The sequence below is a fragment of the Mesorhizobium sp. M0410 genome, assembly GCF_040321435.1.
GTDB lineage: Bacteria > Pseudomonadota > Alphaproteobacteria > Rhizobiales > Rhizobiaceae > Mesorhizobium.
In genome coordinates, this window is the sequence record NZ_JAMYRN010000014.1 from 139522 (window position 1) to 162509 (window position 22988).

The 22988-nt window shown below is 61.2% G+C and carries 26 protein-coding genes; 11 read left to right on the forward strand and 15 right to left on the reverse strand.

Going from position 1 to position 22988, the window contains the following annotated elements; genetic code table 11:
- The first annotated feature begins 58 nt into the window (after positions 1-58).
- Genes NKI63_RS21260 through NKI63_RS21270 form a run of 3 tightly spaced genes read left to right on the forward strand, consistent with a single transcriptional unit; the run spans position 59 to position 3063 of the window.
- Complete coding sequence (locus NKI63_RS21260) at positions 59-1174, forward strand: ABC transporter permease subunit (protein WP_352466290.1); 1116 nt, start codon at positions 59-61, stop codon at positions 1172-1174.
- Between the two features lie 39 nt (positions 1175-1213).
- Positions 1214-2269 carry an amino acid ABC transporter permease gene (locus NKI63_RS21265; RefSeq protein ID WP_352453297.1) on the forward strand — a complete coding sequence of 352 codons (1056 nt, stop codon included), beginning with the start codon at positions 1214-1216 and terminating at the stop codon, positions 2267-2269.
- A 44-nt stretch (positions 2270-2313) separates the two neighbouring features.
- Positions 2314-3063 (forward strand): amino acid ABC transporter ATP-binding protein, encoded by a 750-nt coding sequence (locus NKI63_RS21270; RefSeq protein WP_352466289.1) that lies wholly within the window; start codon positions 2314-2316, stop codon positions 3061-3063.
- Positions 3064-3111: 48 nt separating this feature from the next.
- Here NKI63_RS21270 and NKI63_RS21275 read toward each other — a convergent pair whose 3' ends face one another.
- Entirely contained in the window at positions 3112-3450 is a 339-nt protein-coding gene (locus NKI63_RS21275) for a hypothetical protein (RefSeq protein WP_352453299.1), read from the reverse strand.
- A 158-nt stretch (positions 3451-3608) separates the two neighbouring features.
- Here NKI63_RS21275 and NKI63_RS21280 point away from each other — a divergent pair, with 158 nt between their 5' ends.
- Positions 3609-5054 carry a hypothetical protein gene (locus NKI63_RS21280; RefSeq protein WP_352453300.1) on the forward strand — a complete coding sequence of 482 codons (1446 nt, stop codon included), beginning with the start codon at positions 3609-3611 and terminating at the stop codon, positions 5052-5054.
- A 151-nt stretch (positions 5055-5205) separates the two neighbouring features.
- On the opposite strand, the gene NKI63_RS21285 is transcribed toward NKI63_RS21280, so the two are convergent.
- Entirely contained in the window at positions 5206-5796 is a 591-nt protein-coding gene (locus NKI63_RS21285) for a TetR/AcrR family transcriptional regulator (protein ID WP_352453301.1), read from the reverse strand.
- A 16-nt stretch (positions 5797-5812) separates the two neighbouring features.
- On the opposite strand from NKI63_RS21285, the gene NKI63_RS21290 reads away from it, so the two are divergent.
- Complete coding sequence (locus tag NKI63_RS21290; protein WP_352466287.1) at positions 5813-6868, forward strand: methyltransferase domain-containing protein; 1056 nt, start codon at positions 5813-5815, stop codon at positions 6866-6868.
- A 209-nt stretch (positions 6869-7077) separates the two neighbouring features.
- Here the strand turns inward: NKI63_RS21290 and NKI63_RS21295 are convergent, their stop codons facing one another.
- From NKI63_RS21295 to NKI63_RS21325, 7 genes are all read right to left on the reverse strand, one after another.
- Positions 7078-7371: an oligopeptide/dipeptide ABC transporter ATP-binding protein gene (locus tag NKI63_RS21295; protein WP_352453303.1), complete on the reverse strand. Its 294-nt coding sequence runs from the start codon at positions 7369-7371 to the stop codon at positions 7078-7080.
- 448 nt (positions 7372-7819) lie between these two features.
- On the reverse strand, positions 7820-8806 hold the full coding sequence (locus tag NKI63_RS21300; RefSeq protein ID WP_352453304.1) for an ABC transporter ATP-binding protein: 987 nt from the start codon (positions 8804-8806) through the stop codon (positions 7820-7822).
- On the reverse strand, positions 8806-9804 hold the full coding sequence (locus NKI63_RS21305; protein WP_352453305.1) for an ABC transporter ATP-binding protein: 999 nt from the start codon (positions 9802-9804) through the stop codon (positions 8806-8808). The genes NKI63_RS21300 and NKI63_RS21305 overlap by 1 nt, the downstream gene beginning before the upstream one ends.
- Positions 9801-10694 (reverse strand): ABC transporter permease, encoded by an 894-nt coding sequence (locus NKI63_RS21310; protein WP_023680719.1) that lies wholly within the window; start codon positions 10692-10694, stop codon positions 9801-9803. The genes NKI63_RS21305 and NKI63_RS21310 overlap by 4 nt, the downstream gene beginning before the upstream one ends.
- Before the next feature lie 2 nt (positions 10695-10696).
- Entirely contained in the window at positions 10697-11632 is a 936-nt protein-coding gene (locus NKI63_RS21315; protein WP_352466286.1) for an ABC transporter permease, read from the reverse strand.
- A 9-nt stretch (positions 11633-11641) separates the two neighbouring features.
- Entirely contained in the window at positions 11642-13240 is a 1599-nt protein-coding gene (locus NKI63_RS21320) for an ABC transporter substrate-binding protein (protein ID WP_352466285.1), read from the reverse strand.
- Positions 13241-13264: 24 nt separating this feature from the next.
- Complete coding sequence (locus NKI63_RS21325) at positions 13265-14479, reverse strand: trans-sulfuration enzyme family protein (RefSeq protein ID WP_352466284.1); 1215 nt, start codon at positions 14477-14479, stop codon at positions 13265-13267.
- Positions 14480-14579: 100 nt separating this feature from the next.
- Here NKI63_RS21325 and NKI63_RS21330 point away from each other — a divergent pair, with 100 nt between their 5' ends.
- Positions 14580-15482 carry a LysR substrate-binding domain-containing protein gene (locus NKI63_RS21330; RefSeq protein WP_352466283.1) on the forward strand — a complete coding sequence of 301 codons (903 nt, stop codon included), beginning with the start codon at positions 14580-14582 and terminating at the stop codon, positions 15480-15482.
- 57 nt (positions 15483-15539) lie between these two features.
- Here NKI63_RS21330 and NKI63_RS21335 read toward each other — a convergent pair whose 3' ends face one another.
- Both NKI63_RS21335 and NKI63_RS21340 read right to left on the reverse strand, forming a co-directional pair.
- Positions 15540-17213, reverse strand: a complete 1674-nt coding sequence (locus NKI63_RS21335) for a recombinase family protein (protein WP_352466282.1) — start codon at positions 17211-17213, stop codon at positions 15540-15542.
- Between the two features lie 23 nt (positions 17214-17236).
- Entirely contained in the window at positions 17237-17467 is a 231-nt protein-coding gene (locus NKI63_RS21340; protein ID WP_352466281.1) for a hypothetical protein, read from the reverse strand.
- 193 nt (positions 17468-17660) lie between these two features.
- Here NKI63_RS21340 and NKI63_RS21345 point away from each other — a divergent pair, with 193 nt between their 5' ends.
- Positions 17661-18089, forward strand: coding sequence for a putative toxin-antitoxin system toxin component, PIN family (locus NKI63_RS21345; RefSeq protein ID WP_352453315.1), 429 nt, complete (start codon positions 17661-17663; stop codon positions 18087-18089).
- Positions 18086-18337 carry a toxin-antitoxin system HicB family antitoxin gene (locus tag NKI63_RS21350; protein ID WP_352466280.1) on the forward strand — a complete coding sequence of 84 codons (252 nt, stop codon included), beginning with the start codon at positions 18086-18088 and terminating at the stop codon, positions 18335-18337. Before NKI63_RS21345 ends, NKI63_RS21350 begins: the two co-directional genes overlap by 4 nt.
- A 197-nt stretch (positions 18338-18534) precedes the next feature.
- Here the strand turns inward: NKI63_RS21350 and NKI63_RS30765 are convergent, their stop codons facing one another.
- The 4 genes from NKI63_RS30765 to NKI63_RS21365 form a co-directional block, all read right to left on the reverse strand.
- A complete protein-coding gene (locus NKI63_RS30765; RefSeq protein ID WP_502898602.1) occupies positions 18535-18780 on the reverse strand; it encodes a Y4oE-related protein in 246 nt (81 codons plus the stop codon).
- Positions 18734-18937: a hypothetical protein gene (locus NKI63_RS21355; protein ID WP_352453311.1), complete on the reverse strand. Its 204-nt coding sequence runs from the start codon at positions 18935-18937 to the stop codon at positions 18734-18736. Before NKI63_RS21355 ends, NKI63_RS30765 begins: the two co-directional genes overlap by 47 nt.
- A 22-nt stretch (positions 18938-18959) precedes the next feature.
- Positions 18960-19157 (reverse strand): hypothetical protein, encoded by a 198-nt coding sequence (locus tag NKI63_RS21360; protein WP_352453312.1) that lies wholly within the window; start codon positions 19155-19157, stop codon positions 18960-18962.
- A gap of 552 nt (positions 19158-19709) precedes the next feature.
- Entirely contained in the window at positions 19710-20426 is a 717-nt protein-coding gene (locus tag NKI63_RS21365) for a pentapeptide repeat-containing protein (protein ID WP_352466279.1), read from the reverse strand.
- Positions 20427-21417: 991 nt separating this feature from the next.
- Here NKI63_RS21365 and NKI63_RS21370 point away from each other — a divergent pair.
- The 3 genes from NKI63_RS21370 (at position 21418) to NKI63_RS21380 (ending at position 22404) form a co-directional block, all read left to right on the forward strand.
- Complete coding sequence (locus NKI63_RS21370) at positions 21418-21630, forward strand: DUF982 domain-containing protein (RefSeq protein ID WP_352466278.1); 213 nt, start codon at positions 21418-21420, stop codon at positions 21628-21630.
- A 266-nt stretch (positions 21631-21896) separates the two neighbouring features.
- Positions 21897-22169 carry a PDZ domain-containing protein gene (locus NKI63_RS21375; protein WP_352466277.1) on the forward strand — a complete coding sequence of 91 codons (273 nt, stop codon included), beginning with the start codon at positions 21897-21899 and terminating at the stop codon, positions 22167-22169.
- A gap of 25 nt (positions 22170-22194) precedes the next feature.
- The gene (locus NKI63_RS21380) at positions 22195-22404 is read left to right on the forward strand and encodes a hypothetical protein (RefSeq protein WP_352466276.1); all 210 of its coding nucleotides are present in this window, start codon (positions 22195-22197) and stop codon (positions 22402-22404) included.
- Positions 22405-22988: the final 584 nt, after the last annotated feature.

Below are 22988 nucleotides of genomic sequence, written 5' to 3' on the forward strand. Positions count from 1 at the left end.
AAGGGGACGCGCCCGCCGTTCCCTTTCCCTGCCAACGCCGCGAACCGTCGAGGTCGAAATGCTGAGCGATGCCAAGACCAGATCGATCATCATCCAGTGTGCCCTGGTGGCCGTGGCTGCCGCCTTCGCTGCCCTGCTCGTCAGCACGACTTTCGCCAATCTCAGGGCACGCGGCATCCCGATCGGCTTCGATTTCCTGACGATGCCGTCAAGGATCGTCATCTCCGAAGCAATCCTCACTTACAAGTCGCGGGACCCCTATTACTGGGCGATCGCGACCGGGCTCGCCAATACGGTCTTCATCTCCGCGGTCGTCATCGTCTTTTCATCCGCGCTCGGCCTCGTCGTCGGCATCACCCGGCTGAGCAGCAATCCCCTGGCGGCGGGCACCTGCCGCGTATGGGTGGAGGTTGCACGCAATTCACCGCCGATCGTGCTTCTGATCTTTCTCTACTCGCTGTGGTGGAAGGTGCTGCCGCCGGTCGGCGAAGCGCTCAATCCCCTGCCCGGTGTTTACGCCTCCATGCGCGGCTTTGTGGTGCCGGCCGTCAGCATGGACGTCGCCACCCAGGGATTGCTCGTCATTGCTCTCGCCCTGGCACTGGCGGCCGCCGGCTGGGCGGCGGCGCGACGAGGATGGTTGCCGCCGCTGGCCGCGCCGGCGATCCTCACGGTGGGCGTTGCCGGACTATGGCTTGCCGACGCGAAGTTCTCCGTCGACTGGCCGACCTTCACCGGGTCGAATTTCAAGGGTGGCCGGGAACTGACGCCCGAACTCAGTACCATCCTCATCGGGCTGACCATCTACACCACCGGCTTCGTCGCCGAGATCGTGCGCGGCGGCGTGCTTTCGGTCGGCCGCGGTCAGTGGGACGCAGGTCATTCGCTCGGCCTGCCGCGCGGCAAAATATTGCGCCTGATCATCATCCCGCAGATGCTGCGGGTGATCGTCCCGCCGCTCAACAGCCAATACATCAACGTCGTCAAGAATTCGACGCTGGCGATCGCGGTCGGCTATCCGGACTTCCTTGCGGTGATGAACACCATCATCAGCAAGTCCAGCCATTCGATCGAGGGCGTCTTCATCATCCTCGGCGTCTATCTCGCCCTCAACCTGAGCCTGTCAAGCGCGGCCAATTGGTACAACCGTCGCATCGCCATCGTGGAGCGCTGAACTATGAAGGCCGTGTCTCTTTCCCTTCCGGCCGAGCCAATGCCAGGACAGATCCGCTTCGGCGCCTTGCGGCGGTCAGCCAAGCTCCTGTTCGGCACGCCGCTCAATGCCGCCCTGACGCTGTTGTTCGGCGTTCTGCTCGTCGCCACGGTACCGCCGATGCTGCGCTGGCTAATAATCGACGCCGTGCTGTTCGACCCCAATCCAGGCGCCTGCCGGGTTGCCACCGGAGCCTGCTGGAGCTTCATCTACGCCAAGTCCGGGCAGTTGCTGTTCGGCATCTATCCGCTCGACGAACGCTGGCGCCCGGCGATCGTCTGCCTGCTCATCCTGGCGCTGCTTGCCTGGTCGGTGCGGCCCGCCAGTTGGGCCCTGCGGCTGCTGGCGCTCTGGGTGGCAGCGTTCGTGCTGATCTTCTGGCTGATGGGCGGCGGCATCGGCCTGACCGAGGTTCCGACCTCGTCCTGGGGCGGCCTGCCGGTGACGCTCATCCTCACCGTCGTTGCCATCGGCGTCGCCTTCCCGGTCGGCATTCTCTTGGCGCTGGCCAGGCGCTCGACCATGCCAGCGATACGCATCGGCGCCGTGGTCCTGATAGAATCGGTGCGCGGACTACCGCTGCTGTCCATCCTGTTCGTGGCGTCGATCATGATGCCGCTGTTCCTGCCCGAGGCCCTGTTGCCCGACAAATTCGTGCGCGCGCTGGTCGCGCTCACCATCTTCGCCGCGGCTTATCTCGCCGAGGTGATCCGCGGCGGCCTGCAGGCCATCCCGAATGGCCAGTACGAGGCTGCGGCAGCGCTCGGCCTGCCCTTCTGGCGCACGCAATATCTCGTCATCCTGCCGCAGGCGATCCGGGTGGCGATCCCGGCGCTGGCCAACACCATCATCGTCATGATCAAGAACACCAGCCTTGTCCTGGTGGTCGGCCTGTTCGACCTGATCAGCTCCGGTAAAGCGGCGCTGGCTGACCCGGACTGGCCGTCGCCGGCGGCCGAGACATTCCTGTTCATCGGCGCGATCTTCTTCGCGCTCTCCTTCTCGTTCGCCCGCTTCGCCGACTTCCTGGAGCGGCGCGGCCCGACCGCTCACTAGGAAATGCCTTGATGTTATCGTCCGCCCCAACGCGCGCTCCGTCCATGACCGATCCCAGCGCTCCGCCCGCTATCCAAATGACCGGCATGAATAAGTGGTACGGAAACTTCCATGTGCTGAAGAATATCAACCTGACCGTCCATCGCGGCGAGAAGCTGGTGATCTGCGGTCCGTCCGGCTCGGGCAAGTCGACGATGATCCGCTGCATCAACCGGCTGGAGGAGCATCAGCAGGGGCAGATCGTCGTCGAAGGCGTCGAACTCAGCAACGATTTGAAGCAGATCGACGTAATCCGCAGTGACATCGGCATGGTGTTCCAGCACTTCAACCTGTTCCCGCATTTGACCATTCTGGAAAACCTGACACTGGCGCCGATCTGGGTGCGCAGGATGCGGCGCGGGCAAGCCGAGCAGACCGCCATGCACTATCTGGAGCGGGTGAAGATCCCGGACCAGGCGCATAAATATCCCGGCCAGTTGTCCGGCGGCCAGCAGCAGCGCGTCGCCATCGCCCGTGCGCTCTGTATGAGCCCGAAGATCATGCTCTTTGACGAACCGACCTCCGCCCTCGATCCTGAAATGGTCAAGGAAGTGCTCGACACCATGGTCGCGCTGGCCGACGATGGCATGACGATGCTGTGCGTCACGCACGAGATGGGATTTGCCCGCCAGGTCGCCGACCGCGTCGTCTTCATGGACCAGGGCGAGATCGTCGAGATGAACACGCCCTCCGAATTCTTCTCGCATCCGCGTCACCAGCGCAGCAAACTGTTTCTTGCCCAGATCCTGAACTAGCGAACCTCTCCCGCCAGCCCATGCGCCGGCCGGATGGGCAGACGCAAATCAGAAATCCATCCGGGGCCTGGTCAGCGCGCAGCGACCTGCCAGACCGCGACGCCGGCCCAGGATCAGGCCGGCGACGCCTTCGATGCTGCGCGAGATAATGTCGAACAAGCGCGGCCGACTCTCGAAGGAATACACCAGGCGTTCGCGAAACAGGATCGACAGCGCCGCGAGTTCCGGCCATTGGTAGATGTTCGGCCCACAACTTCTGCACGTCGACGATCCGGGCGCCTGGCGGTGGGCGCTCCGGTCCTGTTTCGACGATAATGCGCCGCCGGCCGGCGCAGGCACAGCTGCCACGTATTGCAGCAGACGGCAGAGGACGAGAACGTCGTCCACAACGCAACTCTCGACTCGAAGTCGTAGCTGCATCATATGGCCTGTTCACCAAGCGGGCTTTGGGGGCTAGCACGAAGTCGGGCACCCACTTTGGCACCTCCACTTGCGCGAGCAGTAGTCCGCTTTCCTTCGCAAATGCCATGTGGCAAGACGGATGGATGGCGGCGGACAGCGAACATAAAAGCATCTCTGCGAGAGCGTTGGGCATCGCATTATCAGCTGCTGCCCTCGTGCCGCATTTCACAACCCCAGCCTTTGCCCATGCTTCCGAGCGCGGCTATGTCATGCTCCTGCCGACCGGATATTATGTCGTGGGCGGGGCGGTGGCCGTAGCCGCGAGTTTTCTGGTTCTGGCTGTCCTCCCGCCCAGGCTGCTCGAACGCATTTCGGCATCCCGCCTGCCAATTGGTCAATTCGGCGACGCCGCGCGCATTTGGATCAGCACGCTCGCCTTCGCGGTTCTCGCCATACTCGTGGCGGCGGGAATTCTCGGCAGCCGAGATCCGCTGTCGAATCCACTTCCGCTAACGGTGTGGACGCTGGTCTGGGTCGGACTGACATTGCTTCAGGGCGTATTCGGCAATGTTTGGTCGTGGACAAACCCGTGGTACGGGCCGTGGCGCATTTTCTCCAGCGTCTTCCCGGCATTCCGCGATCGCACAATGCCACAAGGACTGGCTTACTGGCCGGCGTTGATTTTGTTTGCAAGCTTCGCCTGGTTCGAGCTGATCTATCCGGCGCCCGAAGATCCGGCGCGGCTTGCGTTCGCTCTCATGGCCTACTGGCTCTCGACCTTCGTCTGCATGATCATCTTCGGCTACGAAGGCTGGAGCCGGCGCGGCGAGTTTCTGTCCGCGTTCTTCCGCATGGTGTCACGCTTCGCCATCGTCGAAACGACGCCGGACCACCCAAGCGGGGGGCGCGCCCTCTCACTCTGCTGGCCTGGAGCGAAATTGTGGAGCGCGCAAGCCTTGCCGGCGAGCGGTATGCTCTTTCTGTTGCTGACGTTGAGCTCGGTGTCCTTCGACGGTCTGTCGAAGACCTTCTCTTGGCTGGGCGCGAATGGTGTCAATCCGCTCGAATTTCCGGGGCGCTCGGCATTAGTCGGAATCAACAGCGCCGGTCTTGTGCTGATGTTTATCGCACTTGTCGCCGTGTTCTTCGCCGCAGTGTTTGTCGGTGAGCGGTTGGCCGGGAGCATCTCTTTCGGAAAAGCGGTCGGGCTCCTTGTCTGGTCGATCGTCCCGATCGCGCTCGCCTATCATTTTTCCCACTATCTGACGGCCCTCCTGGTGAACGGCCAGAATGCGCTCGTCGCTATTTCGGATCCGTTTGATCGGGGATGGAACCTATTCGGCACGGCGCACATGAATGTCGGGGCGGGAGTGATCATGGGCTCCGATGCAGCGTGGATCATCTGGAACTTTCAGGCGGCGGCGATCATCGGCGGCCATATACTTGCCGTTCTGGTCGCGCATGGGCTGGCGTTCCGTTTGCATCCGGCGCGCAGCCGCGCGGCGCTCAGCCAATTTCCGCTGACCGTTTTTATGGTCGGATATACGGTTTTCGGGCTGTGGCTGCTGTCCACGCCGACGGCCGTCTGACGGCCGCAAGCCACGTATCGGAGGCGTTGGTCGACAGACCTCACGGCGGTGTATCGCGACCTCAAGGACATGCGTCGAACAAAGCCGGTGGTTGGTGAATTGGCAACGCCGGCACTGCAACTGACTGCTTCACAGTTCTTCGGCCTGATATCTAAGCCGACGGGACGCCCTCGGTGGCCAGACGCCGGAAGATCTGGTCGACTTGTTGCGGCGGCAATTTGGCGCCGCCGTCGAGCCACCAGATCAGCACCGACAGAAAGGCACCCACGACGAACTGGACGATCAGTTCGTTCGGCACGACATCGGGGAGCTTCCTGTCCTTCTTTGCGGCAAGCTCCGCGCGCACGAGATCGCATAGAATCTCGCGGATGCTGCCGAGCACAATAGTCCCACCGCGGCCCCCGGCCAGAGCTCGGTAGAGATCTATATGTTCACGCGCGTGCTCGAACATACCGAGCACGAACCCCAAGCTGCGATCTTTCAGCTCGCCTGGCGCTGCAAGCGCATGCCGCTGGCGTTCGACCAGCATGGCGCGCAGATGATCGTCCAGGCCGCTGCGCTTGAGGTCGTCCTTGCTGGTGAAGTGCGCGTAAAAGGTCGATCGGCCGATGTTTGCCTCATTGCAGATGTCCTCGACGGTAATTGCTTCATATCCCTTTCTCAGGATCAAAGTGATCAGCGCATGGTGAAGAGTCGACCGGGTCCGGGCGACACGGCGGTCTATCGTCTTTTCCGTTACCATGAGCTTTTCCGGTCAGATGGCAGAGGACCGTGCGGTACCGGACATTCTGCCGCGAATGGTCGTTGACGCGTTCCCGGATATCATGTCAGTTTCCGAACATGATGTCCATCAACCGGCGAGAGTGGCCAAGGAGTCTCTGATGAGAAAACATGGGCATAACAACAGCGGAGCCGGCGCGCCCGGCCGCATCATACATTGGGCAGCACGCTACGATCTGATGACTTGGCTGTTCACCTTAGGCCGCGAACGCGCCTTTCGCGAAAAGATCCTCCGGTTGACGCAGCTCGAACCTGGAGAGTCCGTCCTCGATATAGGGTGCGGGACGGGAACGCTCGCTATACTTGCCAAGCAGCAGGTCGGGCCGACGGGCACCGTGCACGGGATCGATGCGTCACCGGAAATGATCACCAGGGCGGGTGCGAAGGCTCGAAGAGTCGGTCTGAAGGTCACCTTTGAAAAGGCCGCCGCCCAGGCATTACCGTTCCGGGATGCCGAATTCGATGTCGTAACGACGACGCTGATGCTCCATCATCTTTCTGCCGATGGACGTAATCAGATGGCTCATGAGATACACAGAGTCCTGAAGCCATCCGGTCGCGTACTCGCCGTCGACTTCGTGCAAGCGCCACAGGATGGAGGCTTCATCGATCGCTTCCACCATCACGGCGTCAGCACAGTCGACGACATCATAACGGAATTCCGGGACTCGGGTCTCAACATCGTCGCTAGCGGCGCGGTTGGCACGAAGAACCTGCAGTTCGTGCTAGCCACGGCGGCCGCCGACGTTGCCCGTATTCGCGATAGGTTTGTCGCTCTCGGCACGGAAGAACCCTCAGGCCCGGCACGGCCTGCAGCCATGAGCCACCTGCACACCATAGGCCTGGTGCTAGGCATCGTCGCGCTGATCGCCATGCACGCAGGCGCGCCCTGGTGGCTATCGTGGCGCGGTCTAAGCGACGCCTCAAATCCGATCTCTTACACAGTGATTGCACTCGTGGCCCTTTTCGTAATCTTCAAGATCGGATTGCTCGGTGGCCTGCATCGGTGGAGCAGAGGCCGCCGCCAGCGTTGAGGCCGCTTGCTATTACGACATCGCGTCTCGCTACGGCTTGTTGGACACGCAGGAGTTCACCTTTCACACCCGGACGCGAATCGCGCGTCCGCTCCGGTCTCCCCGCCTTGCGAGGGTGGTGGTAGGCCAATCTAATCCCGTCGCAGCGAGATCAGACGCTGGCAGACGGCGCTTAACGTTATTCTCGGAAGACCAACTGCCATTCGTTGTCAGATCACCGGGCGGTGATCACTCTCAGCCAGATGGCAGGCGGCGACGCCGCCATGAGGAACGGGACGCAGTTGGGGCTCGTCCAACCGGCAGATATCCATCGCCACCGGACAGCGCGTGTTGAACCGGCAGCCCGGCGGTGGATTGCTCGGGCTCGGCGGGTCGCCTGCGAGGATGATGCGGCGGCGGTCGGCCTCAATGCGCTTTCCCAGCGATAGAGGGTCGAACGCGGCACTCCGACGGCCCGCGCTGCCTGCCCGGCATCCAGTCCGTCCCGCATCGCGCGCCGCCATCGCGCCACCGCGTCGCGTCTTCTCTCTGCTTCGATAGTTGGGGTCTTCGCGCCGAGAAGCCGCGACGCCCGGCCGGCGTTGCGTATAATATACCGGGCAGGCCAAAAACCTGCATGGGGTTCTCCTATGATTCGAGCTTCGCAACCCGAGTTACGGAGAACCCCTCCTCAACTGCAAGAATCTCATATCTGTCTGAGCGCGGTCACCAGTTTGACCTGCCAACCATGTCTCACGAGCAATGGCAGGCACTTAAGCCAACGCTACAAGAAGCGGAATAATAACCGGCAAGAGGTTCCTCTCGGCCCGCCTGAGTAACCAGGGCTGCCGACAGAGCGCTTTCCCACTCACTGCCGGCCCGGTACCGGAAGGAAGGAGCGCAAATCTCTGCTTCGCCACCAGAATGCGCAACGCATCAGGTCCCGCACGCTCAGCTAGATCTGACGTTTAATCATGCGGCCGAGACCCGCTTCGCGAATAGGTCGCCGGCGAACCTGCACGCCGCCTTGTGCATTGAGCTTACTTCTTGCGACACAGGCTCAGCCTCCGCACAAGCTTCCACTGAAAGGGGACACCGCGTCCTGAAGAAACAGCCGGAGGGCGGATTCGTCGGACTTGGGATTTCGCCCGTGATCAACGGAGGGTTGCGCCGACGTTCGGTGGCAGGATCAGCCTCGGGGACAGACGCGAGAAGGAGTTGGGTGTAGGGATGGCTCGGATTCCGGTAGACCTCTTCCGAGCTACCGCTTTCCACCACCTTGCCGAGATACATCACGTAGACCCGGCTCGCCGCCTGCCGGACAAGCGCGAGGTCATGCGCGATGAAGAGGCAGGACACGCCGAGCTTCTCTCTGAGGTCGAGGAATAGGTTCATGACCTGCGCCCGTATAGACAAGTCTAGCGCGCTGACCGGTTCGTCGCAGATTAAAACCCGCGGCTCTACGGCCAGCGAGCGCGCGATCGCGATGCGTTGCCTCTGGCCGCCTGAGAGTTCACGGGTGAATCTGTCCCGGACCGTCGTCGCCAGACCGACTTGGTTGAGGAGCTCAGCGATCCTCCCCTCGCGTTCCGTTTGCGAACGCAAACCTGCAATTATGAGGGCTTCGTTTATGGCTTCGCCCACAGTTTGGCGATCATTCAGCGATGCATAGGGGTCCTGGAACACGTACTGAACTGCCCGACGCGCTTCCCGCAGACGGCGTCCACTCAAGGAGCCGAGGTCGATGCCATCAAAAACGACACGTCCGGATTGGGGTTTTTCCAAGCCGACGATCGAACGGCCGAGCGTGGACTTGCCGCAGCCAGACTCCCCCACCAAGCCGACGATCTCGCCTTGATTGAGGTGGATTGAGACGTCGTTTACCGCTTTGATCGTTTGGCCACGTTTGGCGCTTGGAAAGCTGGTGACCAGATGCTCGACTTCGAGTACCGCGCTCATTATGCGCACTCCTTCGCCCGAATATTCAGAACGGGACAGGCGGCTGACACACCCGGAACTGCCGTCGGCAAGAACGGCGGTCGCCGCTCGCCGCAGGCATCCACAGCGTATCCGCAGCGGGGCATGAAAGCGCACCCTGTGATCGGCGCGCCAAGGATGGGCGGAACGCCCGGCAATCCACGGAAACGCGATCCGATTGCGTCCTGTTTCCTCGGAATTGCGTCGATGAGGCCCATCGTATAGGGATGCTGCGGCTGGGAGAGTACACGCTCGGTCGGTCCGGTTTCGACGTGGCGCCCCGCGTACATCACCATTACGCGGTCGGCCGAGCCCGCCACGACACCCATGTCATGCGTGATCAAGATCATGGCCATGTCCATTCTGGACTGGATTTCCTTCAGCAGTCGGAGGATTTGCGCCTGGACCGTCACGTCGAGCGCGGTGGTCGGCTCGTCGGCTACGAGAAGTGTCGGCTCGGCGGCAATGGCGATTGCGATCATGACACGCTGTCGGAGACCGCCCGAAAGCTCATGGGGATACTGCTTGAGGCGTATTTCGGGGTCGGACATCCCGACCATCTTGATAAGTTCAAGCGCCCGGGTTTCCGCAGCTCTTGCGGTCATGCCGAGGTGAAGCTCGGCTACTTCGGCTATCTGCCGTCCGACCCGGCGGGCGGGATTGAGCGCGCTCATCGGGTCCTGGAAAATGAAGCCAATGGATTTTCCGCGCAGGCTGCGAAGCGTTTCATTGTCCGATCCGACGAGCTGGCGGCTGTCGAACAAAATGGTGCCCGATATATCCGCCTGGACGCCCACGGGCATCAGGCCGAGAGGCGCAAAGCAGGTGACCGTTTTGCCGCTACCGCTTTCTCCCACAATCGCGAGGGTCTCTCGGCGGCTCAGTTCATAGGCTACTCCGTCGACTGGGCGGACCACGGTATGCGCCGTCAGCAGGTCTATGGTCAGATCTTTGACGCGGAGTATCGGTTCAGAACTCATGGCCGTGCCTCCTTGGCCCAGAATGCGGTTACCCGGCGGCGGGCCGCGAGCATCCGGGAGGTCAGCGGCTTCGGAACTCTGTTGAGGGCGACCGCTTCACCGAGGATGTTGAATCCGATGACAGCTAAAGTCAGGGTCAGTCCCGGCAGGATGACCTGGCGCGGATCGGACTCGAGATATGGAAGCGCGTCGACCAACATCTGTCCCCATTCAGGCGTCGGCGGCTGGATGCCCAGCCCGAGGAAGCTCAACGTTGCGATTGCGAGCGCGACTGCTCCGGCGTCGGCCGTGGCATATACGAGCACCGCCCCGATCGTCGTGGGAAGAAGATGGACAAAGTAAATGCGAACGGGACTTGCGCCCAATACTCTTAGGGCCTCCATGTGGGGCTTGTTCATGGTGTTGACAGCCACGGCCCGGCTAATGCGGGCGCTACCCGGCCACCAGGCGAGCGCGAGCGCGAGGATCATGTTCCAGTAGCTGACTCCGGCAATGCCGATCACCGCAAGTGAGACGATGAGGCTGGGGATTGCCTGGCCGACGTCAACGATGCGCATCAGCAGTTCGTCCGTCCAGCCCCGCCGGTATCCGGCAATCGTGCCGATGGCGATGCCGATGGCGTGCGCGCACACAAGGACGAGACAGACTCCGACCAGCGACGTCCGAGCCGCCACAATCAACCTGCTCAATGTATCGCGCCCGAGATGGTCGACTCCGAAGGGATGGGCGAGCGTCGGGCCCTGGCCAGCGATCAGCAGGTCTTGCGCATTGGGATCATGTGGCGCGATGTAGGGTGCGAGCAGTCCCAACAGAACGAACGCGCCGATAGTAAATACCGCCGAGCGCGGGAAGGCGCCAATGGCCTTCAGGAGTGGTCTGACTGGCTGCATGTTCAGCTCCTTTGAAGTCTAAGGCGCGGATCGGTCAGCGTAATGCAGATGTCGACCACGACGTTCAGGATGATGAAGAACGTGATGAAGACCAGAAGGCAGGCCTGCACGACCATGAAGTCGCGGAATCTCACCCCGGTCAGGAAGAGGTCGCCGATGCCCTGCCAAGCGAACAGAGGTTCGACAACGACCGCGCCCACGACCATCGTCCCGATCTGCGTTCCCAAGGCGTTCAAGTACGTCGGCGCGATGTTCGGGATCGCGTCGCGAACCAGAATACTCGTCCTTGACAGTCCTTTGCTCATGGCCGTTAGGACATAGGGTTTGGCCATCGCCTCCTCGAAGCCAACTCGGACGACGCGGCTCAGAACTGCTGCGGGAAGAAATCCCAGAGTGAGCCATGGAAGCACCCAACTGACGGGTCCGGCAAACCCGAAGGTCGGAAAGACGTGCCACGTGACCGAAAAGGCGTAGACCAGCAGTGCTCCGACGAAGAAGGACGGAGTCGAAGCGCCCAGAAGAGCGCTCCCTCGGGTGACCACGTCTGGCGCCCTATGTGCCCAGAGCGCGCCTACGAAGCCGACGAACAGGCTCAGCAAGAAAGCCACGACCGCTCCGCCCGCAACGAGGGTGGCGGTCGCGGCAAGGCGGCTCTTGAGGGACGCGCCGACCGCCTCGCCCGTCTTGTAGGAAATGCCGAAGTCGCCGTGGATCGCTCCGTTCAGCCAGAAGCCGTAGCGTTCGAGAAGCGGCTTGTTGAGCCCCAATTCCTCCTCGACCTTGGCGATATCGGCTTTGGTGGCCGTCGGCGTCCGCAGCTCGGCGATGAGTATCGCCACGTTGCCCGGAGCGGATACCACGAGCGCGAAGCATAGAACGGACGCCAGAAACAGCAACAAGACTGCGTTGCGGGCCCTTTTAGCGATGAAGGCGAACACGGCCGTATCCTACTCCGCCAGTGTGATATTCTCGTAGGGCATGTCGTACTCGGTCGCGGGGCTCTGGAAGCCCTTCACCCGAGCGGCATGCGCCCATATGCCCGGAACGAAGAGCAGCGGCGCGATGGCGTCGTTGTCGTGCAGCCAGTCATAGACCTTCTGTAGAGCTGCTTCCATCTCGCCTTCGGGCGCGGACATCGCGGCGAGCACCAACGGATCGAGGTGCTCGGGGTCGATGAAGAGCTTGCCGTCCACGCCGTTGTCATAGGTGGATAGGAACAGGCCCACCACAGTCCCGAAAGGTTCGTATGGCGCGCCGAACGTCTGGAAGAAAGCGAGATCGAACTTGCGCTCCGGAATGTCGCTGTGCCGCGACGCATGATCCACCGAGCGGATCGTGAGCGTGACGCCAATCTCCTGGAGCTCGGACTGGATCACTACCGCGACGGATCGGGACCCCGGTACTTGCTCCTCGCTAACGACCAGTTCAATGGCAAGGTCCTTGCCGTCCTTCTGCCTGACAGGCCCCCCGACCCAGCCTGCCTCCTCGAGCAGCGACTTTGCGGTCTCGGTATCCCGCCTAGGCACATCGAAGCGCTTCCCCGAATACGGAACGGTTTCGGAGAACAGGTTGCCAGTGGAGGTCGCCAGACCGCGGTAAAGCACTTGCGAGATCGCAGCCCGGTCGATGCCGAGGTTGATCGCCTTGCGGACTTTCGGGTCCCTCAGCGCTTCGACGCGGGAAGTGTTGAAGGCCATAATCATTGTGGTGGTGCCGGGATCGATGACGACGTCGATGCCCGCTCCCTTCAGCGTCTCTGCTTCCGTTGCGGTCAAAGGCGACACAAACGCTCCGCCGATCAGATCCACGTCGCCCGCGCGCAACGCTGCCATGCGGCCGCGCGAGTCCGGAAGGACTTTTACCTCAAGATATTTGAAAGAGGGTTTGTCACCCCAGTAGGCGTCGAAGCGCTCGAAGGCACTGCCCTCATTCCCGGCAGTCGCTTGATGCCACGGTCCCGTGCCGACGGGTGCCTTATAGCTACCGTCCCCAGAGACCGACTTGGGGCTGAGGAGCCTGACTGGCCGGACGTAAGCGAACTCCTGGAGCAGGCCGAGGACCGGTTCCTTGAACCGGACGTTGACGTGATCGTCGTCGACGATGTCCGTTCCGGCGTAAAGCCGGGACGAATTCATCCAGTTGTTCGCTTCGAGTCCGATCCACCTCTTCAGGTTCCATTCCACCGCCGCGGCGTCGAACGGAGTGCCGTCGTGGAAAGTCACGCCCTTGCGCAACGTGAGCTTAAGCAGCCTGCCCCCGTCTTCGACCGACCATTCGGTCGCCAGCCCTGGCTCGATCTTACCGTCATGGCCGTATTTAACCAGCGGCTCGAAAACGAGGTCCTGAACGCCCCACAGGCCGGTGTATTTGTGAGGATTGATATCCCCGGCGGGCTTGGCGATCGCGATGCGAAGCGTGTCCTTAACCTCTGATGCCGCAACGATTGACGGCAGGATGGAGGATAGCGCCGAAACTCCCAGCAGTTTTGAGACGCCCGCCAGGAAGGAGCGCCTGTCTATTCGCATGAATTCGTTGTTGTTGTTCATTGTCATTCCCCTTTTTGTGTTCACTCACAGCATTGATTGCCGGATGTTTTCTTTGCCGAACCGCTCGTCGTCGATCCGTGCTTGGATTTGGGCCAACATTTTCTCGAGATCGGCCATGAGATCGTCGTGCGATTCCAACCCCACGCTGAACCGCAGAAGGAGGTCCTGCCCACTCCAGGTCGTCGCGGAGCGGTTGCTCTTCACGGGCATGGGGGCAACGAGGCTGCGTGTCCCACCCCACGAGGCGCCGATGGCGAACGTCTCTAGCGTATTGAGGGCCTCCGGCACGTGCAGCAGTGCTTCGGGAACCAATTCCACGCTGAACACTCCGCTCGCGCCGAGGAAGTCGCGCTTCCAGAATTCGTGCCCGGGACAAGACGGCAGGGCGGGGTAGAGCACACGCTCGACGGCTGGGTGGCCGCGGAACCAGTTGATCATCGCCGTCGCGCCGTCGTGCGCGTGTTTCATTCGCACGCCAAGAGTCTCCATGCCCCGCAACACCAAAGAGGCGTCGTCGGGGGAAACGCCGATCCCGGCGCGCCCCATAGTCGCCTTGAGCGCGTTGAAAAGCTGCTCGGAAGCCACCGTGATCGATCCCATCAGCACGTCGGAATGGCCCGAGATATATTTGGTGAGCGCTTCGGTCACGATGTCGGCCCCATGTACGAGGGGCTTGAAGTTAAGAGGGGTCGCCCAGGTGTTGTCGAATCCGACGAGCGCGCCGTGCCGATGCGCGATCTCGGCAATCCGCGGCAGATCCTGGACTTCCATGGTCGTCGAACCGGGGGACTCGCACCACACCAGTTTCGTGTTCCCGTTGATCCGACGTTCGAGCCCCTCGGGCGAAGTGGGATCGTAGTACTCCGCTCGGACGCCAAACTTTGCCAGATCGGTGTTCACAAAATCACGGACCGGGGGATAGGCCGTGTCCGCCACCAGTACCTTGTCTCCGGCATTGAGGACGGCGAGCATTGCGATTGCGTTTGCGGCCTGGCCCGATGGCGCGAGAAGCGTCCGGTGACCCTGCTCGAGCTGAGTGATCTTTTGCTCCAGTGTACGCGTCGTCGGGGTGCCGTAGAGGCCGTAGGAATAGCCGTCAGGCCCTCGCTGGCCGCGAGTGGCGTAGGCTGCGGCATCCGCGAATACGATCGTCGAAGCCCGATGGACGGCTGCACCCAGAGCCTCGAAGCCGTCTGTTTTGACTTTGGGGGTCACAACGCATTGGGTGAGATCGTTCATGCTTGCTCCTCATGTGTTGGAGACAGTTACAGCATGACAAAACCTATTCCGTCCAATATCAAGATCGGGATGTGCTATTCTCTCAGGTTATAGGTGCGCCATGAATCTTCGCCAGATCGAGGTCTTCCACGCCGTGATGACGATTGGAACCGCCTCACGCGCCGCGGAGATACTACGCATCTCACAACCTGCGGTGAGCAAGGCCGTCCAAGAACTGGAGCGCGACATCGGTTTCGCGCTCTTCCACCGCATCAAAGGACGGATGTCGCCGACGGCAGAAGGCAACCTGTTTTTCAGGGAAGTGGAGACCTCATTCTCCGGCCTCATCCATTTGAAAGGGGCCGCGGCGCGGATTCGCGACTTCGGTTCGGGGGAAATCCGGATCGCAAGTCTCTCCGCATTAAGTACGAATGTAATGCCAAAGGCATTAAAGGCATTTCAACACCGTCACCCTGACGTTGCGATCACCTTTCAGGCAAGGCTATCCTCGGAAGTCAAAGAACTCGTCGCCTCCGGCCAGTTCGACGTCGGCCTGGCGGCGGACGAGATCGATCTTGCGGGCGTCGAAGCCCACCCATTCCGGAACTACCGGGTCGCGATCGCCATGCCCAAGGGCCATCCGCTAGAGGAGAGGGAAGTGATCCGTCCCGCCGATCTCCATGGGCAGGCCTTCATCGCGTTGGCTCCGGAGGACACTACGAGACGGGAAGCAGAGGCCATCTTCGCTGATCACGGCATCAAGCCCAAAGTGGTTCTAGAAACCCCCTATTCCACCACCATCTGCTCGATGGTCAATGCGGGGCTTGGATGCGGAATGGTCAATCCTTTAACTGCCCTTCCCTATCTCAACGGAAACCTCAGCCTCCGTCCATTTCTCCCGGGAATCTCCTTCCGAACCCTTCTGTTGTTGCCACCCAACCGACGTCCATCGAGAGTAGTTAGCGACTTTATCGAGCAGCTGATGCGTATCGCATTGGAAATTGATGGGGCTGTCCAAACTTGACTTCACTTTCGTGAACGTCGGCTTCTGGGCCCCATGCCGTCACCCGCCAGGCCGCAATTAGGATAGCGCGCCTCGCTCAGCCGCAGCAGCGAAATTGGAACTGGGAGTTCGATGAGTGTGGGGAAGGCGGCAGCGCTCTCCCGGTACCATCACTGCAGCGCTAGGCGCTGTTCCTGGTTTACGATTTGGCAGGTTGAGAAGCTCCGCCAGCGCACCGCGAACTTTCAGCTCAACCTGTCCCCTACCCTCCGTCGGAATGATCTCGATCCCCGTGACCAGTGAGCGGATGATCCTCGCCGCCTCGTGCCGCTCACACTCGTCGGATTGCAACGCGTCCTGGAGCTCGGATACTTGCCGACGGTAAACCGTTACCGCAGCCGGATGAAACTCCACAATGCTTTCCGCGGCCGCCATCGCCTGAAGCTCTCGGGCTAGAGTCTCCTTTTCGCGCTCGAGGTCCAGTAGCTTCGATTTCATGCTGGTCGTCGCGACACCTTCAGCGATGGCATCGACGATGTTAGCGATCTGCCTGTCGATGCCGGCATGCCGCCTTTCGACTTCCCTTTGCCGCTCGCGGTTCATGGCGTTCAGTCGCTTATGCTCAGCATGATATTCAGCAAGGAAGCCCGCAATGGCATCTGGCGCCAGCAAGCGCCGCTGGATGCCTTCCAGCACACGCTTCTCAAGCTCGCCAACACGGATCGTTCTGTTATTGGTACAAGTGCCTTTCTCACGGTGCGCGGCACAAGCAAGCTGGTTCCTGTTCTTCACCGTATAGGAAGCGCCACAGCAGCCGCACCGCACGAGCCCCGAGAACATGTGCTTCGGCCGTCGGCGGTGATGGAGTTTCATGCCTCCATAAAGCTTCTTGCGGGCTTGCACTGCATCCCATAGCTCATCGTCGATGATACGCAGATGCGGCACTTCAACGACCTGCCAGGTTTCCGGCAGATTCGGCCGCGAGATGCGCTTCCTAGTCTCGGGATCCTTGCGCATTTGAAGACGATTGAAGACGAGCAGCCCGATATAGGCTTCGTTGTAGAGAAAGCCGCTTCTCCGCTTGAGATTGCCATTGATGGTCGAGGCGCCCCACGCACCCCCAAAGGGTGATGGGATACCTTCCCTGTTGAGGCCTGCAGCTATCGTACCCGCCGATTGACCAGCCGCGAATTCCCGAAAAATCCGACGCACGACCTCGGCTTGATCCTCATCGATCTCGCGCAGACCGCGGATCGGTTCGCCGCGTTCATCGAGTTTTTTGACCACGCGATAGCCGTAGGAGAGGCCGCCGGCGTTGTAGCCGTTCAATATGCGGCCGCTTTGGCCCCGCCTGATCTTGGCGGCTAGGTCGCGTAGGAACAACGCGTTCATCGTTCCTTTCAGGCCCACGTGCAGTTCGTCCACGGCGCCCTCAGAGAGAGTGACGATCTTGACACCGGCAAAGCGCAGCCGCTTGAAGAGGCCGGCTACGTCTTCCTGGTCGCGTGACAAGCGATCGAGTGCCTCGGTTAGAACGATCTCAAATTGCCCGCTTTGAGCATCGGCGGGAAGCCGCTGGATGTCTGGTCGACGGATGATGCTTGAGCCGGATAGGGCGGCATCGGCATAGGTTCCAACGACAGTCCACTTCTCCCTGGCCGCGAGCTCTCGGCAAAGCCGCAGCTGATCCTCGATAGAGGCTTCGCGCTGGTTGTCGGATGAGTAACGAGCATACAGCGCGACACGGGTCATGGACCGCTCCTATGCCTCTGTTGCTAATGTCCGCCGCCGCCATCCCCACCCTCCCCTTCTGACGGTGCTTTCTCAGGAGGATGAACTTTGTTGTCGTTGGCCGCCGGCAATTCCTCGAAATGCTCCCGAGCAACCCGCCGACCCAACAAACGGGCGATCGACAGGACGGCTCGTTCAGCCATGTCTGGTGCCGACGTGTCAGCACTGTAATCATGGCTTGCGCTGTCGTTCCCAGGTTTGGCCTCGTCCACCATGGCATGCTCGCTCTTCTGTGTAGATCAAGGGCATTGAGCGGCGTGATGATCGGCAAGACAAGTTCAGTTGCAGCGCGGTCCGTACGGTGGCGTGCAAATACTTGCGCGCTGCGATTTGGGAATTCCGAAACCAAGCCAAATTGTCAAAGCTTGAGCCTATTGCAATATCGCACGCGATATCCAATATGCTTGCATGAGACTGCTTCTCGATACGGCGACCATGGTGGCGGCGATCCGAAGTGACGCTGGAGCCTCGCGCCAACTGTTGGTGGCGGCTTTGGAACGCCGGCTGACGCTCATCGCTTCGGTGACGTTGATGATCGAGTACCAGGCGGTCATGACAAGGCCCGAGCACCTTGAGGCTTCCGGCCTGTCGGCTGAGGATGTGAACGCGTTGCTAGATGCCGTGGCGGCCGTCGCCGAGCCCGTTCGCCTTGTCTTCCTCTGGCGACCCGCCGTTCGCGACCCGGACGACGACATGGTGCTGGAAGCGGCGGTCAACGGACGGGCGGATGCTATAGTGACGTTCAACCTACGCGACTTCGGCAAGGTGGCCGAGCGCTTCGGTATCATGGTCCTGTCGCCTGGTGAGGCGCTGAGACGATTGGAGAGAAAGACATGAGGAGAAGCAATTTCGCACTGCGGCTTCAGCTCTCGCTTCTCGATGAAGCGCGCAAGGTGGCGGAGAGCGAAGGCGTGCCGCTCAATCAGTTCATCAATGTGGCAGTCGCCGAGAAGCTTTCGGCGCTGCGCACGGAAAGCTACTTTCAGGAACGCGCTGCCCGTGCCGACATCCCCAAGGCGCTGGACATCCTGAAGCGGGCCGGCAAAGGGAAGGTGCCGATCAAGGGCGACGAACTGCCGGAGTAGTGCACCCTGAGGGTTGGAGCGGCATCGCTCGTGCCGGAGGCTTGCCTGCGTCCAAAGCGTCCGCCGGGCCGAAAACTGCCGGTCAAGGCTGGCGCGGCACGCGCCACCGCGAAGCGGCTCTGGCCTTGACGGGCTGGCTTCGGTCCGGCTTCGTCTCGACTAGCGGGCAGTTCTCTTGCCGGACATAATCTCCCCATCTATCGGGAAGAGTCTGGACGAGCCTTGCCGGACGCTGCTTCCGCCACGGCATTGGGCGAACCCGCTTGAAGATGGGCGAATACCCGAAACCAGAATCGATACTCCTGTGTCCGCCCGTCGCAACGCGCCGACACGGCGCCCCAGGCGATTGCGGTTGCGGCTGTCTTTCCCCACAGGGCTGTCGCTGCCTCTGCAGCTTCAGGCCACGGTCCATTTGTGCACGGCGGCATCGCGGTTGAAGGCATCCAGCAGATCGGGATCGCTCACCGCCGGATGGTGAGATGCCGCAAGAGTGCTCTGTGCTGGCAATTCCTGGCGGTTGAAGGGTGACGTGAGGCAGACGCTTCGCGCAAGTTGAGGGGTTCTCGGCTGAAGCCGGAAGTTGGGTTGGATGGGCTTCATAGCTCGCCTCCTTCTTCGTCTTTCAGGCGCGGAAACAGCAGCCAGCCCGCCGCTTGCCGAGCTTGCGACGCTGCTCGCCGCGAATGAACTGTTCCGGCATCGTCTGCTCGGCGATGAGCACCAGATCGCTGAGCGCCGAGCGGATTTGCGGCCAAGGGAACACGGAGCATTCCTCCCAGGCTTCGCCCTCGCGCAACACGGCATCGAGCTTGCCCGCCACACCGGCGAGAGTCGTAGCGGGGGTCGTTGAGAACGCTTCCAGCAGATCCTGTGCCCGGTCGCCAGCCTCGCACTCGGCCTTGAGCGCGGCGGTGTAACCAGCCTCCTCGGCAGCTGCATCCCAGCGAGCCTGAAGCGGCCGGGATCGAATTCATTCCAGAGAACGGTGGCGGCGCTGGTGTTCGCTTGTCACAGCGTTCCGCTGGCGCATGACAATCGGCTTTTTTGAGCCGCCGCACATTTGCGGCTAGCGGCCCAAATGGGCGCTTCAGCGCCAACAGGCGAACCAACACGTACGTCCGCAATGGGCCTGATCCCGGACCTTCGCACCGAGCTCTCGCATGTCCGCTCGCGTGCTGGGTACCCTAGCAGCGGACGGTCTGCTCGGCCCCATTTCTGCCGCCTCGGACCGCGTGGGTAGTGGGAGAAATACGGCCCGATTCCATTCATCCGCTCCCGGCTGTCGCAAAAGTTATATAGCGCAAACGATGACATAGGGGTTCTCAGTTTCATCCTGTCGGGCGCAGCATTGCCGCAGTTCGCTTGCCGACAACTATTCCTGCTGGAATTGACAGGGCCAATCTTCAGGCCTCGTCAAGCCAGAAGGCAACTCGGTCCGGGCGTCTCCGCAAGCCATGTTGAGCTGCCACTGGGACAGACCCACCGAATTGGAAAGGTCGACGCCCTCGATACGGGTCAGAAAGAAAAAGGCGCGGTCAAAGTCTATCGGCGCGGTGAACGTCGCTCCCCGGAAGTCCGCCCGTGCGAGATTGGCAAACGAGAAGCGGCTGCCGCTGATATCGGCGTCATGGAACTGCGCACGCCCCAATTCTGCCTTTGTGAAATCAACATTGGTCAGATTGGCGTCCTGGAAATTCGAGCGCTGTATTTCCGCGCTCGCAAACACAGCGCCCTGCGCGTCCATACGGCTGAAGTCGGTCCTGTAGGCCTCGATTCTGTCGAACCGGGCGCCTTTGGCGGTCGAGTCGGCCAGGGAAGCACGCACAAGCGTTGCCTTCTCAAGATTTGCGGCAACGAGATTGCTGTTCCTGAGGTCGGTCGAAGTGAAATCAACACCGAACAGGTTCGCCCCGCTCAGGTCCTGTCCTTCTAGGATGAGAAGCTTCTTGTCACACTCGTGCCAATTGACGCCAGGCGTCGCGGCTGCGTCGCAATTTTGAGCGGCAGTGGCGTTCTGCCAAGCAAACACAGTGCAAACCGCTAGAACCAAGCCGGATGCGCCGTAAGCTCTGGTTCGCCTCAAAGTCATTGTTGCTGGACCTCTGCTACTCGCCGACACTCAACCTTACCACATCTGCTGACACTCGAGCCACGGTGACCACCGCCGTCACAGTTAGCGCCGATCAACCCGCGCGTAGGGCGCGATTTGCGAGCGGCTCCCCATATCATCGGCGGTCCAGCAGAGATTCATTTGTCACAGGCCAGGCGCTTCATTCCGCAGGTATGCTTGACTAAGCCGAGGAGAGCGGTCGTTCAGGATGGCGCGGTCGCGTGCCAAGATTGGCCTCCGCTCTGGACGTTTGTCTCGCTAATGAGGAGCCTGCTCGGGTGCTGACCGCCACCGCCGGCGTCCGCTGCCGACAAGCGTGAATCCGCTTGGTTCCGCACCGATCGGTACTTCCCGACGGCGAGGTTGACCCGGCACGGGGTGCTCGTCGCGTATCCTGATTCCGCTGTCGCATGAACCCCACGACTTCGCTTAGCGAGGCCGAAGTTGATCTCTGCCATCCCCCAGGTCGAACCATCAACCCCGCATATTTGTGTCGTAAGCTGACGTGCCGCGAATACCCGTTTTCGGTAGCCGGGCTTTATGGCGGACGCCCAACCTATTCTTGTATTTTTATTGATGTAAACAATGACTTATGGCGGTGAGGGAGGATTCGAACTCCGCGCTTGGAAGAGCGTCCTTCTCGTCTTCACCGTGCAGGCCGGTTACTCTGGGCGGCAGAGTGCCCTTCCGCGCTTCGTTTCCGATATCAGCGCCGGCAACTGACCAAGGCATAGCGGGCTCGTAACGATAAGGACGGTTCTCGCCATTTGAGGACCGCAACGGGTTGGCGAGTCTAGTCTGAGCGATCAAGCCCGCGCTCTGGACGAGGTCCCATCCTCACAGAATGTTCGCCCACCGGGCCAAACGTGACGCAACGGAACGGATGGTTCACCCGTAAGGTCTTGGGGAGATTGCGAAAGGAGACCAGCATATGACCTGCGAACGAGACGTCGGCACGTTCGAAGAGCCCGTGACCGTTTTGCTGTCCTCGGGCAAAGTCAGTGTTTCGAGCACCCGCGAAGCCGCCGAAATGCTGCTTTACCGCTGGCCCATTGGAGAAACCGGGCGCCGCATCCAGGCTCGCATGGCGTGCATGAAGGTGCTCGGCGGCGGCAGCGCACCGGAGGTAGCGCGCGTGGCATTTCTCAACGCCGCCAAGGAAGCGAAAATCCTGACTGCTTGACATCTCGTCAACGCGTGCCCCACCACTGTCCATCGTGCATCACTCTTGCAGCGGCCATTACATTTGTGCAAACATCGTGCGTCGATCATGCGGAGACGCCGAATGCTTGCGCGAGAAGGCTGGAGCCGCGGATCTGCACTCTACGTCGACCCGCGAGTTGACGCGCTCTGTGGCGAATTCCACGTAGAGATCGTCCCCAAGGGCCGCTATCCGAAAGGAAGGCCAGACGCGCGCCGTCGGCTCCATGCGCCGGCTGATCGACAATCATGGCGCTGAGCATGCACGGTTGGTCCTGTGTGTCCTGGCTGAGGGCCGCGGCGAACCACGCGCTCACCGAAGAAAGCAGCCTGACGGCCGTCTCTGACTTGCTGCTGGCCGGTCCGGACCTAGTGGAGCAGGGCATGGCCGCCGTGCTCGAGGTTTTCGACGCGATCCCGCTCGGCGCATACATGGCGATCGTCAATGAGCTGCGCGGCCGCGTTCAACAGGGGCATGCGCTAGCTGGGATCCTTACCGGCGCCTCCGGGAGAGCTCGCTAACGCAAAGGAGACTATTCGGTCCCGGATGGCCAAGGCGGACGCCAGCGAGGCTGAAAAGGGCCGGCAGGGCTTCACCAAGCGCCAGCGCAGCCGCGAGGAACTGATCGCACTCGGCAAGAGGATGCTCGCGGTCAAGGCGTCAGTGCCTCATGGCGAGTTCGGACCATGGCTGCGCGATCAGCCTATCACGTACGATTTGGCTTTGCAGGCGATGCGGCTGGCCCGCGGCTGCTGACTAGAAGCGATCGGCCGAACCAAAGAAGAGGCGCTCCCTTGTTTCGCGCCGTATCCCCATCTAGCCTGCACTATTGTCAGTTGAGGTGACGGGTATGAAACAGAATCAGGTTGGCATTCAGCGATCATTCGCAAGCAACGCATTGGCCATCGGGCCTTTGATATCGAGCATATCTCTGGCAGGGTGCACTACAGTCTCAAATAGCGGTGCGGATGGTCGACGCCGCCGTCCGGCACCTATACGGATATTGTCGTTGTGACGGTCACCTTTTGAGATAGGCGCATGGAGCCGACGCTTGCTGGGGATTGCCCAGGCCCGGCACGATGCTCCGCCCGACCCCCTACTCGTGCCGGGCACACTCCTCCGGCTCGTTAGTCACTGCTCTCAAGCGGCTCCCCTATCTCGAAGACGCTCCCGCGTGCTGAGCAGGCGGTTGATCAATTGACAAGCAGCGTGTGATCGTAAGGTTTCGCCAGCAGTGGTCCTCCATCGCACCAGCTGCGCATTTCGCAAAAGCCGGACAGTGATTCCGCTAAGTCGCGGACAGCTGTTTCATTAAGTCGCGGACAGTTTGGCGGTGTCGG